The following is a 16,372-nucleotide window of genomic DNA, read 5'->3' as shown; positions in this document are numbered from 1 at the left end:
CTGATTAATAAACGTCGCGGGCGTAGCGGCCCTGGGCTGCCAGTTCATCCAGCCATTCCTTGGCCTGGGCGGCGTCGAATCCACCTTCTTGCTGGGCTATTTGAAGCAATGCCTGGTGCACGTCTTTGGCCATACGAGTGGCATCACCGCAAACATAAATATGGGCACCGCCTTGAATCCAATCGAACAGATCACCGGCATTTTCAAGCAGTTTGTCCTGCACATAAATTTTGTCGCTCTGATCCCGGGAGAAGGCCAGGTCCAGTCGGTTGAGGCTGCCGTCCTTGAGTGCTTGCTGCCACTCTGTCTGATACAGAAAGTCCGAAGAAAAATGTGGATTACCAAAGAACAGCCAGTTGCGACCGCTGGCTTGCGCGGTGCTGCGTTCCTGAACGAAGGCGCGGAATGGCGCTACGCCGGTGCCAGGCCCTATCATGATGATGTCGCGCGAACTGTCGGCTGGCAGGCGGAAACGCGGATTCTCTTCGACAAAAATCGAGAGCTGGTCGCCTTCGTCCAGTTCGGACAGAAAACGCGAGGCCGCACCCCAGCGCGCTTCGCCTTCGTATTCGTAAGCGATATTGGCCAGCGTCAGGTGAACTTCTTCGTCGACCACCGTCTGGCTGGAGGCGATTGAATACATGCGTGGCGTAAGGGGACGCAGGGTTTTCACAAGCGCTGACGCCGACCAGCAGGCTGGGTAGGCTTTCAGTATGTCCACGAGTTGACGGGTTTCCAGCAGGGCACGAAAATCATCAATAGCCTCGGGTTGCAGCAAGGTTTTGAGCTCATCGCTTTGTGCAAGTTCGGCGTGAGCCACGAGGAATGGTTTCGTTAATTGGGTGAGTTCGCGATGCTGGCCCAGCCACTCTTTTACGCTGCGAGTCGTGTTGCTGATAGTTACGGATTCGTCGGGGGACAGATTCTGAATGGCCAGGACCTGGTCTACCAGGGCGGCCGACTGAGTGGGCCATACACCAAGTGCATCACCGGGTTGATAGCGTAGTCCGCTGCCTTCCAGCGAAATCTCCAAATGGCGTATGTCTTTGCTACTGTCGCGGCCAGTGATGGCCTGATTCAAGAGCAATTCTGCACGAAAGGGCTGATCGCGTGTGGTTTTGCCTGCCTTGGGATGCAGCGGCGTCACACTGGCGATGGGAGCGTCTTCTGATTGCTTCAATACCTTTCTGGCTTCTTCGATGGCTGTTTCTTGCCAGGGCAGGGCGACAGTTTCGATGTCTAGGTCTGCTGTGCCAACTTCATGCAGACGTGTTGCCCCCAGTTCTTGCAGACGTGCGTCAATACGCTGCGCAATACCGCAGAATATGGGGTAGCTGGAATCGCCCAGGCCCAGCACGGCATACTTCAGCTGGGGCAGCTTGGGCGCGCGCCGACTGCTCAAGAACTCTACAAAACTTAATGAATCGTCGGGCGGATCACCATCGCCCTGGGTACTCATGACGATATACAACAGTTGTTCGTCTTTGAGCTCACGCGTGGTGTAGCTGTCGGCGCGAACCAGACGGGTATTCAGTCCATGCCCGCCTGCTTGCTCGGCCAGTGATTCGGCCACGCGCTTGGCGTTGCCGGTTTGGCTGCCATACAGGATGGTGAGCTGCTGCGCCGTGCTGGTTCCGGCAACGGCGGCCACAATAGGAGGGGCAACAGGTACTGCAGCAGGGCGTGCGCTGAATTGCCGCCCTTGGGCAACCCCGGCAAAATAGCCTGATAGCCAGCTTAAAGCGTTGGACTCCAGGCCATCGACCAGTTCGGTGGCAAGTAACTGTTTTGATTCGGGCAGATAAGACGGGGCCAGCATAGCGTGCTCATGGATAATGGATTCATGCCCATTCTATGAAGCTTGGCACCGCGAACGAACGATAAGATTATTATTTCTATATCTCTTATATGTTTATATATTCATGCGTATATGCCGGTGCTGCAGGCCCGCCAAAGCCGGCCGCGACGGCCCTTGGCGGGCTGCGAGCTTAGTCAGCTGTATAGTGCAACCAGCCTTCTTCCAGCCATTCGCCTAGTGCCTGCAACTCATTTGGTTTCAATTTTTTGGCGAATGGGGTGCCGCACTCGATTTCACGCGTATCGGCCAGCCTCTGCATGGCTGTGGTCGCAGGCACATGAGCCACTTCACCATTAATGAACAATTGCCGTTTGCGATACATCAGGCGAGTACAGCGGTCCAGCACCAGGCGGCCATCTGCGGGCAGGCCTTGGGAAAGATCGATGTCCTGATCGCCCTCCTCGAAGTACGCGTTGCCGGGTGGTTCGGTCAGCCATTGACCCAAAAAGCGTTCGGCCAGTGCCGCATCAAACTTGATTTTATTGATGGCCTTGAGGGTGGCGTCTATGAGTTCTTGCGGCAAGGCTGCCGGTTGGGTGGTGGCTGGCGTGCCGGCGTCTTTGTAGGTTTGCGCCAGAACGGGGCCTCGAATGACGGGAAGCGCATACAGGCCGCCGGTATCGCCCAGATTGGCCATGATCTGATCGTTGGCAGCTTCCAGCATGCCGCTGGCCAGCGTGGCCTGAGTGGGGGCGCGAAAGCCTATGGAAATCGTCATGCAGTCGCCTTGAGCGATACCGTCGTGGGCAGCATGAGGCGGCAGATACAGCATGTCGCCGGGTTCGAGCACAAACTCTTCTTCCGCCTTGAAATGCTTCAGAATTTTGAGTGGCAGGCCTTCTTCCAGCGTCAGGTCGTCTTGCTGGCTGATGCGCCAGCGCCGCTGCCCATGCGCCTGAAGCAGGAAAACATCGTAGCTGTCGAAGTGTGGCCCTACGCCGCCGCCATCTGTAGCGATGCTGATCATGGCGTCATCCAGTCGCGCATCAGAAATAAAGCGAAACTGTTGCATTAGGCTGGCGGTGGCATCGTCGTGCAGGTCAACGCTTTGCGCCAATAAGGTCCAGTTGGAGCGGCTGGCGGATGGCAGGCGTGAAAAGGGGCCGGTTTTCATGCCCCAGCCTTTGGCATCGTGCCAAATCAGCCGTGACTCAACCTCCTCGCGCCGGACCAGCTTGCGGATGTCAGAGATGGATAGCGATGGCTTGAAGCCCGGGATGGCCTGTCGTATAAGCAGTGGTTTGCGTTGCCAGTAATCACGCATGAAGGCGTGTGGCGTCAGTCCGCCAAGTAAGGTTAAGGGCTGGTCAATATTCATTAGAGGTGCTCGTTACGCAAGCGATAAAGTAAATCCAGTGCTTCGCGGGGCGTCAACTGGTCGGGGTCTATGTCGTTCAAAGCTGCTTTCAGGGCCGAGTCGCCTTCGCTGGTATTGCTTGTTGCATCATCGGCGTCGGCCGCAGCGGAAAAAAGGTCTAGCTGCGGTGTGGGTGCGCCTTGCGCCTCCAGGCGCGATAGCTCCCGGCTGGCGTGACGGATAACGGCAGCCGGGATGCCCGCGCGTTGAGCCACTTGTATGCCGTAGCTGCGGCTGGCTGGGCCTGGCTGAACCTCGTGCAGAAATACAATGCCGGATGATGATTCTGCGGCGGCCAGGTGCACATTGGCGGCTCCAGGGGCCTCGGCCGGCAGGCGCGTGATTTCGAAGTAGTGTGTGGCGAACAGGGTCAGCGCCTGGTTATGGCTGAGCAGGCGGTGGGCGATGGACCAGGCCAGGGCCAGGCCGTCGTAGGTGGAGGTTCCTCGGCCGATTTCATCCATCAACACCAGGCTTTGTGGCGTGCTGGCCGACAAAATGGATGCCGCTTCGGTCATTTCCATCATGAAGGTGGACCGCCCGCCCGCCAAATCGTCAGCCGCACCGATACGGGTAAAGATACGATCGAGCCTGCCTATGCGTGCCAGGCGTGCCGGCACAAAACTGCCTATACGCGCCAGTAGGGCAATCAGCGCTACCTGCCGCATATAAGTTGATTTACCGCCCATATTGGGGCCGGTGATCAGCAGCATGCGTCGTTGCGGGCCCAGTTCGCAATCGTTGGGCGTGAACCGTTCTATGCTGTGCTCGACAACGGGGTGGCGGCCAGCCTCAATCAGGATTTCATTACCCTCAAGCAGCTCCGGCGCTGTCCAGTCATTGGCCTGGGCATGTTCGGCCAGCGCCGCCAAGGCGTCGACCTCGGCCAGTGTGGTCGCGCATTGTGATAATGCGGATGCATAGTCCGCCAATTGCTCCAGCAAGTTTTCAAACAACCACTTCTCGCGGCTCAGACTGCGATCCTTGGCTGACAAGACCTTGTCTTCCCAGGTTTTGAGCTCGGGTGTAATGTAGCGCTCTGCATTCTTCAGTGTTTGCCGGCGACGGTATTCTGCGGGTACCTTGTCGGCCTGGCCACGCGACACTTCAATATAGAATCCGTGCACACGGTTGTATTCGACGCGCAAGGTTGGGATGCCGGTGCGTTCACGTTCCCGCGCTTCCAGTTCAAGCAGGAATTCTCCGCTGTCGCTCGCCAGACGGCGCAATTCATCCAGCTCACTGTCGAAGCCAGTGGCAATGACGCCGCCTTCGCGTATCAACAAGGCGGGCTCCGGGTCTATGGCCTTTTGCAGCAGATGGGCGATTTCCGGATCCAGGCTGAGGTTTTGTATAAACGCATCCAGTGCTGGCTCGTGAACGAAAGCCTGCAACAAATGCTGAGCGACATCGGGCAGCAGCGCCAGCGCTTCGCGCAGGCTGGCCAGTTCGCGAGGGCGTACCGAGCGCAGGGCAATGCGTGTGGCAATACGCTCCAGATCCGGGTAGCGCTCCAGCATGTGGCGCAATGTGTCCAGCGGTGCCAGGGCATTCAGGGCGTCGTCGCCTGGCGGTGCCGAAAGAAAGGTGGCGATGACTTGCTGGCGTTGCTGCGCCGGTGTGTTATCGCGCAGGGGATGGTGTATCCAGCGCCGCAGCAGGCGGCTGCCCATAGGCGTTTGGCAGTGATCCAGAGTCGAGAACAGTGTAGGAGCACTCTCTCCGCTAATGGTTTCCGTCAGCTCCAGGTTCTTGCGTGTAACCGGATCAAGCACAACGTATTCGCCAGCCTGGTCGACGCGTATGGTCTGAATGTGAGAGAGTGATTGTGCTTGCGTGCGACTTACATAGCGCAGCAAGGCACCCGCCGCGCAAGTGGCTACGGGTAAATCGGCCAGACCAAAGCCTGCCAGCGTATCTACAGCAAAGTGCCGGTGCAGGACGTCGCGTGCACCGTCACTCTCAAAGTGCCAGTCGGGCAGTGCGGTAACGGCCATGCCGTTACCGTCGCCGGGGCGTCGGCTTTCTGCACAGAGCATCTCGGCGGGTTCAATACGGTGCAGCTCGGTGTCGAGCATGTCTGGTGCACACTCGGTAACCCGGAACTCACCGCTGGCCAGGTTCATCCAGGCCAGTCCGCTGCGTTCGGTCCGGTTGGCGCGGCTTGTGAATATTGCCGCAATCATGCGGTCTGCCTTGGCCGGCAGCAAGGCCTCGTCAGTCAATGTGCCCGGTGTGACAATGCGTACTATCTTGCGTTCGACCGGTCCTTTGCTTGTAGCCGGATCACCGATCTGCTCGCAAATGGCGATGGATTCTCCCAGGGCCACTAGCCGGGCCAGGTAGCCTTCCATCGCATGGAAGGGTACCCCGGCCATGGGTATGGGTGCACCATTGGAGGTACCCCGTTTAGTGAGTGTCAGATTGAGCAGACGAGCGCCGCGCTCGGCGTCTTCGTAAAACATTTCATAGAAGTCACCCATGCGATAGAACAATAGGTGCGAGCCGGCTTCGGCTTTTAATCGCAAATATTGCTGCATCATGGGGGTGTGGCTGCTGGTGTCTGATTTAGTCATTAAGAAATCAATGAGTTATGTTTATTTTTTGCTGGGTATTTGGCAAAGCTTTGGTAGCCAGGCACTGCTTTTGTTCAGAAATATACGAAAGACTTGCGTGCATACGAAATGACATTGTAGTAAGAGTCACTCAATAAGGCTTTGAGAAGCGCACTACTTTCAATTCATTGTTTAAGCTTCTCGTAGCTTGGCTAGGGAAAACCGGATTTCCCCCCTTCATTTGCAGGGTGTCAGCGAGAGCGGTTTCTTCTAGCATGGGACGATACTCTATTGAATAGCAGGCCTCATGTATCTGTTTATGCGTAAATATGACGGGCGACGTAGAGTACTCGGGCTTAGCCTGGGTATCCTGGCCCTCTTTGTCGTGTCAGGCTGCGCCACCATGAGTGAAGGCGAATGCCTCACCGCAGACTGGGTGGATCAAGGGTATAAGGACGGTCGTCGTGGCTACTCGGCAGCACGTGTGGTGGATCATCGCGAGGCCTGCTCCAGTGTGGGCGTTGTGCCCGACATCGTGCAATATCGCAAAGGCTACGATCAAGGTCTCATGCAATATTGCAGGCCCGCCAATGCGGTGGCAGAAGGGCGGGCTGGGCATTCTTATGGGAATGTATGTCCGGCCAGGCTCGAAGATCCGTTTCTGATGTATTACCGCCAAGGGCGAGCGGCGTACGATGCCGAGCAACGTGTCGACCGACTTAATAGTCAGTCACGCCGATTGCAACGCGAGCTGGATGAAGAAAAAGACGCGGAGGCACGGCGCCGCTTGCGCAGCGAACTTCAGCGCCTGGATCGCCGTCTGCGCCGGGCACGCGATGAGCTGGCTGAATTTGACAGGCGTTTGCCCTATCGCTGAGCATCTCTATCCAGTTATTGCACCTTATTCTTCGAGACTTGGAAAACCATCTCGCGTTGCGCAGAGGACTGCTACGATAGCAATCATGCAGGCTTGCCGCACCGATTTTGATTGCTGCGTGTATGCAGGCCGTTCAGAAGCCGTCGCATAGATCCAGCATCTGTGTAGCGGCGGCCAACAAAGCTTGAAAGCACATCATGAGCAACAAAACATCTTTGTATTCTCCCCATAGGGCAAGCACGATCGAGCAAGTCCGGATCAGGGGCGGTGTGTCGTATCGCATTCGGCGGTGGTCCGCACAAAAAAATGCTGCATTCAATGCGCCTCCTTTTCTTCTTGTACATGGCTGGATGGACGTGGGCGCCTCGTTTCAGCGCTGTGTGGATTATCTTGGTGCAGGCCGGGATGTCATTGCTCTCGACTGGCGAGGCTTCGGAGGAAGCCGTGCTTCGCATCTTCAGGATGGCTACTGGTTTTACGATTATTACGCAGACCTCGATGCAATCATCGACCACGTCTCGCCTGAAGCCCCTATAGATCTTCTTGGCCACAGTATGGGCGGTAACATCGCGATGATGTACGCGGGGACGTGCCCCGGGCGTATTCGTCGCCTGATCAATGTCGAAGGGTTCGGGCTTGCACGTACACAGCCATCCGAAGCGCCGGCCCGACTCGCTCACTGGCTTGCACAATTGAAAGCACCGGTGTCGATTCGGACGTTTTCAAATCTGCAGGAAGTAGTCGATAAGCTGATGAGGCGTAGTCCGCATATGGAGGAAGGCTTTGCGGTCTGGCTGGCACAGCAATGGGCCGAGCGCAAAGAAGACGGTTGTTGGCATGTGGTCGCTGATGCCGCACATAAGCGTGTGAATCCGATCTTGTATCGATGTGATGAAGCTCTTGCAACCTGGGAGTCCATTGACGCACAGGTCCTGTGGGTGGAAGGTGATCAAGCTGATCAGACCCATTGGAAGGATGGGCGTTACACACGTCAAGAATTTGAAGGTCGTTTGAGCAAGCTGAAGTCGTTTGAGCGCATGAAAATCAGTGACTGTGGGCATATGGTTCATCTTGACCAGCCAGCCATCCTGGCCCATGCGGTAGAACGCTTTCTTGGCGCCTGAGCTTGCCGGACATGGCGCCTGGCGTGCTGCCACTCGTGCAGGAGTATGATGCTATCGCATCGATTATTTGGGAGACAACGTGAATTTTATTTTCCGGGGCGACGAGATCCTCTTGCATGAATCCAGCATAGCCTTTCCAGAGGCTGATGTCTGCACGTGTGTGGGTGCTGCAGCCGATGCACTTCAGCCTTTATGGGTTACCGCAGATTGCAGTCATCGTACTTGTCATGTTGCCCGCGATGCCGAAGCGCCAGCCGGTTTTGCCTTTCGCAAGCTCAGGGCCGTACTGGCCGAGCTAGGTGAATATGGCGCGCTGGCAGGACGTGCATTTCAGGTGTCGGAGTGGATACGTACTCATCGTTATTGCGGTGTGTGCGCGACGCCCATGCGCAAGTCAGAAAAAGAACTCTGTTTTCACTGCCCCGCATGCGGTTTTTCTGCTTATCCGCGCATATCACCAGCAATGATGGTGCTCATCAAGCGGGGTAATCAAATTCTTCTGGCGCGTCATGCAACCTATGCGACGGCACGCTACACCGCGCTGGCAGGCTTTGTCGAGGCGGGCGAAAGCATCGAAGATGCCATTCACCGAGAGGTGCTGGAAGAGGTTGGTCTTGAGGTCAATGACTTGCGTTATTTTGGTAGCCAGTCGTGGCCATTTCCGCATTCGCTCATGATTGCTTATACCGCAGAGTATGTCAGCGGAGAACTAAGCATTCAGGAAGACGAAATTGCCGATGCGCGCTGGTTCGGACCGGGCGATGCGCTACCCGATATCCCTATGCTCGAGTCCATTGCGGGCCGTTTGGTTCGGGCAAATCTGCCATAGATTGTCAATATCTGCGTGTACTGCAGCCGCCGCAGGCATGCACCGTTGCAGGTCTGTATTAGCCAAAGTCAGAGATTTGAGCCATACTGGTGTATGGCTAATTTTTTTATATTTTTCAATAAGTTATTTTCATGACGGCGCTGGGCTATCAAACCAAGCTCGAGCGTATCGCCGTTGCCGGCGTCGAAGATCTACTTATCAGGTCTTTGCTTGATCGTCAGCAATATCATGACCCCACAGGAGTCGCGCAGCGGCTGGGAATTTGCTCCGCCGCGTGGCCCTTATTCGGCATGCTTTGGCCTTCAGGCATACAGTTGGCTGCGCGCATGGCACAACGACCGGTCTGTCAGAACGAGCGCATTCTAGAGATCGGCTGTGGCCTCGCCCTGGCCAGCCTGGTTGGACACAGACGTGGGGCACGCGTAACAGCCAGTGACTGTCACCCTCTAGCCTCCACTTTTCTTGATCATAATCTGCAGCTTAATGATCTGGATGTACTGAAGTATCGACATGGGCAGTGGGGTGGAGGGCTTATTTCGTCCGAACTCATCGATATGGGCGTCGAGGTCCTGTCGGCACGCTATGACCTGATCATGGGCAGTGACCTGCTTTATGATCGCGATATGCCTGCAAAACTAGCCGATTTTATTGATGACCACGCTTTACCCAGCGCAGAAGTATGGATCGTCGATCCTAACCGGGGTCATCGGCCCGCTTTCAATCGGCAGATGGCCTCTTTTGGGTTTGAGTTAACGATTGACGAACACCTGCACGACAAAGCAGATGTTGATGTAAGCGGTGTACCGACTGAGGCGTATAAAGGTCGTCTGCTGATTTATCGACGGGCAGCAGCAGGGTTTTCCGGCCAGTAATAGTCGTCTCCGTAGATGCGGCCACCAAAGATGGCTGTGCCTATACGTACTTCGGTGGAACCTTCCTCGACGGCGATTTCAAAGTCGCCGCTCATGCCCATGGACAGGCGATCAAGTTCGATGCCGGCAATGGCCTCCTGGCGCATTTGGTCGCGTAAGTCGCGTAGTTTTCGGAAGCACGCACGTACGGCGGCTTCGTCCTTGGCATTGATGGCCAGAGTCATCAAGCCCTTGATGCGCAAGGTGGGGAGGTCGCGCGCGACCTGACGCAGGAAACCGGGTAGCTCTTCGGGAGGCAGGCCGTATTTGCTGGGTTCTGATGAGGTCTTTACCTGCACCAGCGCATCGATGGCGCGGCCTTCTTGTTGTAGACGGCGGTCTAGCGCAATGGCAAGATCGATGCGATCGAGGGACTGGATTTCAGAAGCCATACGGGCCACATCTTTGGCTTTGTTGGTTTGCAGATGACCTATCATGACCCACTCTATGCCGCAGTCGGCCAGTGGTTCATATTTGCTACGGATTTCCTGAGCCTTGTTCTCGCCGAAACGCCGGACCCCAGCCTTGACGGCTTCACGTATGGCCTCTTCGCCAAAAGTTTTGCTGACAGGCAATAGCGTGACCGAATCTGCGGCGCGCCCGACCTTGAGGGCAGCATTGCGAATCCTATCCTGGACCTGGGCAAGGCGAGATGCTATGGAACTGTCTTGATTCATGTTGACGTACTCGAAATAGCAGACGCCCTGCATGCAGGGCGTCTGAACATGGCAATACCCTATTGTAAGCCGCCATACCCGTTTGGCCATACGGGTGCCGCTTGGAGGGCTAAAGCGTGCTGCGTACTTCGGCAGTGATTTCGTATGAGCGCAGTCGCGCGGCGTGATCGAACATATTTGATGTGATCATGAGTTCGTCGGCGCCGGTCTTGTCAATGAAGGCCTTAAGTTGTTTGGCAACGGTATCGGGCGCGCCGATGGCAGAGCATGACAGCACATGATCAAGCAGATCTTGCGCTGCCGGGCCCAGCTGATCAAGATAGTTGTGCATAGGCGGCGGTAAACGCGTAGGACGGCCGCTACGCAAATTAACAAAAGACTGTTGCCATGAGGTAGCAAGGTAGCGTGCCTCATCGTCGGTGTCGGCGGCAAAAACATTGAAACCCAGCATGACATATGGTTTGTCCAGGTGGGCCGAGGGTTTGAAAGTATTACGGTATATCTGAATGGCCTGCATCATTTGCTGCGGGGCAAAATGCGAGGCAAAAGCATAGGGCAGACCCAGGGCCGCTGCCAATTGAGCACCGAAAAGACTGGATCCCAGGATCCAGATAGGAATATTCAGACCTCGTCCGGGTACCGCCTGTACGGGTTGGTGGGCTTCCTCTGAAAAGTAATCCATCAGTTCCAGAACGTCGCGAGGGAACTCGTTGGCATCCGAAGCCAGATTGCGGCGCAAGGCGCGCGCGGTGGTCTGGTCTGACCCTGGTGCACGACCCAGACCCAGGTCAATGCGCCCAGGGAACAGTGATTCAAGTGTTCCGAATTGTTCGGCAATGACCAAAGGGGAGTGGTTTGGAAGCATGATGCCGCCGGCTCCCACCCGGATACTGCTGGTGCCGGCGGCAACATGTCCGATCAGCACGGAGGTGGCGGCGCTGGCAATGCCGGGCATGCCATGATGTTCGGCCATCCAGTAACGTTGATAACCCCATTTTTCGCCATGCTGGGCAATATCCAGGGTGTTACGGAACGATTCCGCGGCGGTGCCGCCTTCGGTGATTGGTGATAAATCAAGTATGGAAAATGGAGTCATTTTCCATATATGAGGGCGGCACCTGATAAATCAAGTATCCCCTTCATGAGTACATTGTGCATAAGCGGTAGACGCAATGAAAAGGGGAAGTAAGCAAATAGCAACAGCTGGAATCTTTCCCATACGGTTTCTTCTGGTTATTGACTAAAAGGTCATTTACCATGTAGTAAAGAGCTGTGCCTGGTCAGCGGGTGATGTTGGTCGGGTATGGTATTTGCTACAAAGCCTACGATAATTGGCTTTGTTCCGTTGAACCATTGAAAGAGGTATTGATATGAATAAGACGAAAAGAATCGCAAGCACGGCGCTAGTATTGTCTGCAATGCTTAGTCTTGGTGCATGTAGCGGTATGTCGAAGCAGGGGCAAAATACAGCTATTGGTGCGGGTGTTGGCGCGGTGGGTGGCGCCGTCCTGACGGGTGGCAGCACATTGGGCACTCTGGGTGGTGCAGCGGTAGGCGGTGTGATAGGGCACGAAGCCAGCAAATAATAAAACAGCTGCCTGTACACGCTCCATAACTAAAAAGGAACTTGATATGCTCTATACCATTGCAGTCATTTTGTTGGTTCTATGGCTTTTGGGTATGGTCTCGTCCTACACCATAGGTGGATTCATCCATATCCTCATAGTGGTTGCCATCATCATGGTGCTGGTGCGTCTGATTTCGGGCCGGTCGCTCTGACGCCCTGTTGGCAACAACGTTAAAATGCCCGCCTGGCGAGAATCCGTCAGGTGGGCATTTTTAACTCGCAGGCGCTAAGTGCTTGTTATTGTCCGCATAATTCACATAGCTAAATAGTTGTCCCTGGAATTATCCACAATTTGCGTGGATAACTCACTGTTGCCAGTCGTTTGATCTGTAAACGGTATGATGTTTTGGATATTGAATCCCTACTTAATTCTTTTGCGGATCACATATGATGGAAAAATTGAAAGACCTGACGGCCCTGATGCCCGCCGTCGAGCATTTGGCGTTTAACCTGGTTTTCACGCTTGCCATTCTGGTATTGGGTTGGGCTGCGTCGTCATTTGCAGGTCGCAGCGTGCAGAAACTGGCTGCCCGCTCACCCAAAGTGGACCCCACCATTGTCCCAATGGTCTATACCGTAACGGTATGGTCCATTCGGATTTTTGTCATTATTGCCGTGTTGGCTCGATTTGGTGTACAGACAGCCAGCATCATTGCTGTGCTCGGTGCCGCCGGCCTGGCGGTAGGCCTGGCTTTGCAAGGCACACTACAGAATATTGCAGCAGGAATCATGTTGCTGGCCTTGCGGCCATTACGTACAGGTGAGTATGTTTCGGTTGTGGGTAAAGGTGACGGCACGGTAGCCGAAGTCGGCCTGTTTCTGACTCGCCTGGTCCAGATCGATGGCATTCATCTAACCCTGCCAAATAGCCTCGTATGGGGCAACCCCATCATCAATTACAGTCGCAATGCCACGCGCCGTCTTGATGTAGAGGTATCTGTCCGCTATGGCGATGACCTCGAACTGGCCTTGCGCGAGCTGGGTTCTTTGGTACAGAACCATCAGTATGTGCTGGCCGATCCCGAGCCGCAAGTCATGGTAACCGGCTATAGCGAAAGCGCAACCACCGTGAATATGCGGGTTTGGGCTGCTGTCGACAACTATTGGGATCTGCGCTTCGATCTGTACCGTAACGCCCTGCAGGTTTTGGGACGTGCAGGCTTGAGCATGCCCATACCGGTGCGCGAGGTTCAGGCCAAGACGGTGGCAGAAGCCCTGGAGCAAGGCGGCGCCATCGAGCCCTGAGACCCGCAGGCCTGCTGCGGGCGCCGGCCTCAACTCAAAGGTTGGCAGCCAGAGTATTTAATTTTTCCTGTATCAGCCCGGCAATCTTACGTTGGCGGGTGGCTGGCATGCGATCGGTAATGGCAGTTACGCTGATGGCCAGATAAGGCCTTTGTTCCTTATCGCATAAGGCGCAACCCACGCCCAGTGCGCCACGCACTGCGTAGTTGCCCACAACCGAATAGCCTCGCGTGCGCGTGTTGTCTACCAGTTGCCGCATTTCGCGTGAGCTCATGCCACCGTATTGTTCTAGCTGCTTGCTGTTGCGCGCGATGATGCTGTCGACTTCATCATCTTCCAGCTTGGCCAGCAGAGCCAGTCCGCCGGAACCCACTCCCAATGGCTGGCGCTTTCCTGCAAAGGTGGCAAGAATCTGCACGGGGTAGGGACCGATTTCCCGCCACAAGCTGAGTGACTCGTTGTCGTCGCGCACGACCAGAAAAACGGCGTCACCGGTTTCTGCGGCCAGTTCCCGCATGGTAGGCAGAGCGAGCTTGATGCGTGGATCCTGGTCCAGAATAGTGGTTTCGGCCAGATTGCTGGCTGCGAAACGCTTGGTGCCACCTATGTTGTATGCAAAGCCTTCTTCGAGCAGCGCGGCCAGCAGGCGATAAATAGTTGGGCGCTGCAATCCCGTCAAGCGAGCCAAATCAGTGACGCTCAATCCCCCATCGGGGTAATCCCGTAACGTGCGCAAGAGATGCAGGCCTCGCCTGAGGGTGCGGGGTCCTGCTGCTGCCGAATCTTTGTTTGATGTGTCCACGGCGTGTACAGTTGGTTTGGAAAAAAGTTCATTGTGTCAGAAAATTAAGCTCTTAATTATAGAATTGTCCATTCCGTGGACACTAACAGGAGGACATCGTGTCAATCCATACAAAATTGAAGACTGGCGTAAAGGCATTGGCCGGCAGCTTGATGCTTGCTGGCGCATTGGGTTTTTCAACGACGGCTGCGGCCGCCTATCCCGACCATGCCATCAAGATGGTCGTCGGCTTCTCGGCGGGCGGCACCACTGATACCGTGGCGCGTATTATGGCCAAGGAAATGACCGAGGCCTTGGGCCAAACCGTGGTTGTTGACAACCGTCCGGGTGCAGGCAGCAACATTGCATCCGAAATGGTTGCGCGCTCAGATCCCGACGGCTACACCATATATATGGTGGCCGTTACTAGCGCTATCAACCAAACCTTGTACAAGAATCTGCGTTTCAACCTGGTCGAAGACTTCACACCGGTTGCGCTGGCGGTTCGCGTGCCCAATGTGCTGGTCGTCAATCCCAAGGTCCCGGCCAAGTCCGTCAAAGAGCTGATTGACTATGCCAAGGCCAATCCTGGTAAATTGAATTTTGCCTCATCGGGCAGCGGCACCTCCATACACATGGCGGGCGAACTCTTCAAACAGTCGGCCGGCATCGATGTGGTTCATATTCCGTACAAAGGCAGTGCGCCCGCCCTGGCTGACCTGATCGGTGGTCAAGTCGACTACATGTTCGACAACATGCCTTCGGCATGGCCGCATGTTGAGTCCGGTAGCTTGCGTGCATTGGCTGTCACTACGGCAGAACGCTCCAAGACAGCGCCCGATCTGCCCACCATGCAAGAATCCGGTTTTCCGAATTTCGATGTCTCTTCCTGGTTTGGTGTGATTGCACCTAAAGGCACGCCAGACGAGATCGTCAACAAGCTGAACGAAGTCATGTTGGCTGCACTGGCCAAACCCGAAGTTCAAAAGAGTCTGGAAGATTTGGGGGCGATTCCCGCCAAGACGACACCTGCTGAGTTTGGCACTTTCATCAAATCTGAAGTTGACGGCTGGGCCAAGGTGGTCAAGGCTTCCGGTGCAACTGTAGACTGAGTCCGTAAGCTGTAGTAGTCCAATGGCCGGCCACCTTTGGCCGGCCATTGTCTTGAATGCTGCTGCATTGTGTACAGACAATGGATATGACATGATTTCCAAAATTTTTGACAGTATGCAGGCCGGCCTGGCCGACGTTCCTGATGGGGCAACCATCATGGTGGGCGGTTTTGGGCTGGCTGGCCAGCCCAAAGAGCTCATAGACGCATTGCTCGACCAGGGTGCAAAAGACCTGGTTATCATCAATAACAATGCGGGTAATTGCGACACTGGCCTGGCAGCTTTGCTGGCAGCAGGGCGCGTGCGCAAGATCATTTGCTCTTTCCCGCGCCAAAGCGACTCACATGTATTCGATGGTTTGTATCGCTCGGGCAAGATCGAGCTCGAACTCGTGCCACAAGGTAATCTGGCCGAGCGCATCCGTGCGGCGGGTGCCGGTATAGGCGGCTTTTACACGCCTACCGGAGCAGGAACTCCTCTGGCTGAAGGCAAAGAGCAAAGGCATATCAATGGTCGCGACTATTTGCTTGAGTATCCGCTGCATGCTGATTATGCGCTTATCAAAGCCTTGCGCGCCGATCGCTGGGGCAATCTGGTGTATCGCAAGACAGCCCGCAATTTCGGGCCCATCATGGCTACTGCCGCCCGGGTCACAGTGGCACAGGTTGACAGCATCGTCGAGCTGGGCGAGCTCGACCCTGAAATCATCGTCACGCCAGGGTTGTTTGTCCAGCGCGTGGTCGCCACCGGAGGCACAATATGAACCGACTGACACGAGACCAGATGGCCGCCCGTGTTGCGCAAGACATCCCGGAAGGCAGTGTGGTGAATCTGGGCATAGGCCTGCCCACCAAGGTGGCCAACTATCTGCCGGCCGATCGCGAAATCATGCTGCACAGCGAGAATGGTGTGATAGGCATGGGGCCTGCGCCTGAGGCGGGCGCCGAAGACCCTGATCTGATCAATGCAGGCAAGCAGCCGGTAACGCTGCTTCCGGGTGGTGCTTTCTTCCATCACGCCGACTCTTTCGGCATGATGCGCGGCGGACATCTCGATGTTTGTGTGCTGGGCGCCTTCCAGGTGTCGCGCACGGGCGACCTGGCGAACTGGCACACAGGTGCTGCCGACGCCATACCCGCAGTCGGTGGCGCGATGGACCTCGCCATAGGGGCCAAGTCGGTTTATGTGCTGATGGAGCTTCTGACGCGCGATGGTCACAGCAAGCTGGTCGAGCAGTGTAGCTACCCCCTGACCGGTGTAGGCTGCGTGACCCGTGTTTATACCGATCTGGCCGTATTCGACCTGAAGGACGGGCAGATTGTGCTGGTTGACGACGTTTCGAAGGCTGGCATTGCCGAGTTGAGCCGCTTGGTGGGTATGGAGATCGTTACCGCCTAGCCTGAGGCGGTAACGGCGCTG

General features: G+C 55.8%; 16 protein-coding genes. 10 read left to right on the top strand and 6 right to left on the bottom strand.

The features are described from left to right. Window positions 1–4: 4 nt before the first annotated feature. From ERD84_RS13885 to mutS, 3 genes are all read right to left on the bottom strand, one after another. Window positions 5–1,819, bottom strand: coding sequence for an assimilatory sulfite reductase (NADPH) flavoprotein subunit (locus tag ERD84_RS13885; RefSeq protein WP_130040262.1), 1,815 nt, complete (start codon window positions 1,817–1,819; stop codon window positions 5–7). 169 nt (window positions 1,820–1,988) lie between these two features. Further along, entirely contained in the window at window positions 1,989–3,176 is a 1,188-nt protein-coding gene (locus ERD84_RS13880) for a cupin domain-containing protein (protein ID WP_130040261.1), read from the bottom strand. Next, the gene (gene mutS, locus ERD84_RS13875; protein ID WP_245150705.1) at window positions 3,176–5,791 is read right to left on the bottom strand and encodes a DNA mismatch repair protein MutS; all 2,616 of its coding nucleotides are present in this window, start codon (window positions 5,789–5,791) and stop codon (window positions 3,176–3,178) included. Before mutS ends, ERD84_RS13880 begins: the two co-directional genes overlap by 1 nt. 298 nt (window positions 5,792–6,089) lie before the next feature. On the opposite strand from mutS, the gene ERD84_RS13870 reads away from it, so the two are divergent. The 4 genes from ERD84_RS13870 (at window position 6,090) to ERD84_RS13855 (ending at window position 9,472) form a co-directional block, all read left to right on the top strand. Then, a complete protein-coding gene (locus ERD84_RS13870) occupies window positions 6,090–6,647 on the top strand; it encodes a DUF2799 domain-containing protein (RefSeq protein WP_167667478.1) in 558 nt (185 codons plus the stop codon). A 197-nt stretch (window positions 6,648–6,844) separates the two neighbouring features. Further along, window positions 6,845–7,771 carry an alpha/beta fold hydrolase gene (locus ERD84_RS13865; RefSeq protein ID WP_130040259.1) on the top strand — a complete coding sequence of 309 codons (927 nt, stop codon included), beginning with the start codon at window positions 6,845–6,847 and terminating at the stop codon, window positions 7,769–7,771. Window positions 7,772–7,850: 79 nt separating this feature from the next. Beyond that, window positions 7,851–8,600: an NAD(+) diphosphatase gene (gene nudC / locus ERD84_RS13860; protein ID WP_130040258.1), complete on the top strand. Its 750-nt coding sequence runs from the start codon at window positions 7,851–7,853 to the stop codon at window positions 8,598–8,600. A gap of 131 nt (window positions 8,601–8,731) precedes the next feature. Further along, a complete protein-coding gene (locus ERD84_RS13855) occupies window positions 8,732–9,472 on the top strand; it encodes a class I SAM-dependent methyltransferase (protein WP_130040257.1) in 741 nt (246 codons plus the stop codon). Here ERD84_RS13855 and ERD84_RS13850 read toward each other — a convergent pair. Further along, window positions 9,436–10,188 (bottom strand): YggS family pyridoxal phosphate-dependent enzyme, encoded by a 753-nt coding sequence (locus tag ERD84_RS13850; RefSeq protein WP_130040256.1) that lies wholly within the window; start codon window positions 10,186–10,188, stop codon window positions 9,436–9,438. The genes ERD84_RS13855 and ERD84_RS13850 overlap by 37 nt on opposite strands. A 109-nt stretch (window positions 10,189–10,297) precedes the next feature. After that, entirely contained in the window at window positions 10,298–11,284 is a 987-nt protein-coding gene (locus ERD84_RS13845; protein ID WP_130040255.1) for an LLM class flavin-dependent oxidoreductase, read from the bottom strand. Window positions 11,285–11,558: 274 nt separating this feature from the next. Here ERD84_RS13845 and ERD84_RS13840 point away from each other — a divergent pair, with 274 nt between their 5' ends. The 3 genes from ERD84_RS13840 to ERD84_RS13830 all read left to right on the top strand — a co-directional run bounded on the left by ERD84_RS13840 (window position 11,559) and on the right by ERD84_RS13830 (window position 13,060). After that, the gene (locus ERD84_RS13840) at window positions 11,559–11,774 is read left to right on the top strand and encodes a glycine zipper 2TM domain-containing protein (protein WP_130040254.1); all 216 of its coding nucleotides are present in this window, start codon (window positions 11,559–11,561) and stop codon (window positions 11,772–11,774) included. A gap of 46 nt (window positions 11,775–11,820) precedes the next feature. Further along, complete coding sequence (locus ERD84_RS13835; RefSeq protein WP_130040253.1) at window positions 11,821–11,967, top strand: lmo0937 family membrane protein; 147 nt, start codon at window positions 11,821–11,823, stop codon at window positions 11,965–11,967. A gap of 235 nt (window positions 11,968–12,202) precedes the next feature. Next, a complete protein-coding gene (locus tag ERD84_RS13830; RefSeq protein ID WP_130040252.1) occupies window positions 12,203–13,060 on the top strand; it encodes a mechanosensitive ion channel family protein in 858 nt (285 codons plus the stop codon). A 34-nt stretch (window positions 13,061–13,094) separates the two neighbouring features. On the opposite strand, the gene ERD84_RS13825 is transcribed toward ERD84_RS13830, so the two are convergent. Continuing rightward, window positions 13,095–13,862 carry an IclR family transcriptional regulator gene (locus ERD84_RS13825; RefSeq protein ID WP_167667477.1) on the bottom strand — a complete coding sequence of 256 codons (768 nt, stop codon included), beginning with the start codon at window positions 13,860–13,862 and terminating at the stop codon, window positions 13,095–13,097. A 152-nt stretch (window positions 13,863–14,014) separates the two neighbouring features. Between ERD84_RS13825 and ERD84_RS13820 the strand changes: the two genes are divergently transcribed. From ERD84_RS13820 to ERD84_RS13810, 3 genes are all read left to right on the top strand, one after another. Continuing rightward, window positions 14,015–14,953: a Bug family tripartite tricarboxylate transporter substrate binding protein gene (locus tag ERD84_RS13820; protein WP_130040441.1), complete on the top strand. Its 939-nt coding sequence runs from the start codon at window positions 14,015–14,017 to the stop codon at window positions 14,951–14,953. Between the two features lie 91 nt (window positions 14,954–15,044). Then, on the top strand, window positions 15,045–15,716 hold the full coding sequence (locus ERD84_RS13815) for a 3-oxoacid CoA-transferase subunit A (RefSeq protein ID WP_130040251.1): 672 nt from the start codon (window positions 15,045–15,047) through the stop codon (window positions 15,714–15,716). After that, the gene (locus ERD84_RS13810) at window positions 15,713–16,351 is read left to right on the top strand and encodes a 3-oxoacid CoA-transferase subunit B (RefSeq protein WP_130040250.1); all 639 of its coding nucleotides are present in this window, start codon (window positions 15,713–15,715) and stop codon (window positions 16,349–16,351) included. Before ERD84_RS13815 ends, ERD84_RS13810 begins: the two co-directional genes overlap by 4 nt. Window positions 16,352–16,372: the final 21 nt, after the last annotated feature.

The organism is Pollutimonas harenae (assembly GCF_004153685.1).
GTDB lineage: Bacteria > Pseudomonadota > Gammaproteobacteria > Burkholderiales > Burkholderiaceae_B > Pusillimonas_C > Pusillimonas_C harenae.
This window is presented reverse-complemented; position numbering and strand designations above follow the sequence as displayed.

Excerpts from the sequence above, each read along its gene's own strand:
- ERD84_RS13870 (WP_167667478.1), top strand. The coding sequence starts at position 6,090 with ATGCGTAAATATGACGGGCGACGTAGAGTACTCGGGCTTAGCCTGGGT.
- ERD84_RS13835 (WP_130040253.1), top strand. The coding sequence starts at position 11,821 with ATGCTCTATACCATTGCAGTCATTTTGTTGGTTCTATGGCTTTTGGGT.
- mutS (WP_245150705.1), bottom strand. The coding sequence starts at position 5,791 with ATGACTAAATCAGACACCAGCAGCCACACCCCCATGATGCAGCAATAT.
- ERD84_RS13840 (WP_130040254.1), top strand. The coding sequence starts at position 11,559 with ATGAATAAGACGAAAAGAATCGCAAGCACGGCGCTAGTATTGTCTGCA.
- ERD84_RS13815 (WP_130040251.1), top strand. The coding sequence starts at position 15,045 with ATGATTTCCAAAATTTTTGACAGTATGCAGGCCGGCCTGGCCGACGTT.
- ERD84_RS13820 (WP_130040441.1), top strand. The coding sequence starts at position 14,015 with ATGCTTGCTGGCGCATTGGGTTTTTCAACGACGGCTGCGGCCGCCTAT.
- ERD84_RS13845 (WP_130040255.1), bottom strand. The coding sequence starts at position 11,284 with ATGACTCCATTTTCCATACTTGATTTATCACCAATCACCGAAGGCGGC.
- ERD84_RS13850 (WP_130040256.1), bottom strand. The coding sequence starts at position 10,188 with ATGAATCAAGACAGTTCCATAGCATCTCGCCTTGCCCAGGTCCAGGAT.
- ERD84_RS13885 (WP_130040262.1), bottom strand. The coding sequence starts at position 1,819 with ATGCTGGCCCCGTCTTATCTGCCCGAATCAAAACAGTTACTTGCCACC.
- ERD84_RS13810 (WP_130040250.1), top strand. The coding sequence starts at position 15,713 with ATGAACCGACTGACACGAGACCAGATGGCCGCCCGTGTTGCGCAAGAC.
- ERD84_RS13865 (WP_130040259.1), top strand. The coding sequence starts at position 6,845 with ATGAGCAACAAAACATCTTTGTATTCTCCCCATAGGGCAAGCACGATC.
- ERD84_RS13880 (WP_130040261.1), bottom strand. The coding sequence starts at position 3,176 with ATGAATATTGACCAGCCCTTAACCTTACTTGGCGGACTGACGCCACAC.
- ERD84_RS13830 (WP_130040252.1), top strand. The coding sequence starts at position 12,203 with ATGATGGAAAAATTGAAAGACCTGACGGCCCTGATGCCCGCCGTCGAG.
- ERD84_RS13855 (WP_130040257.1), top strand. The coding sequence starts at position 8,732 with ATGACGGCGCTGGGCTATCAAACCAAGCTCGAGCGTATCGCCGTTGCC.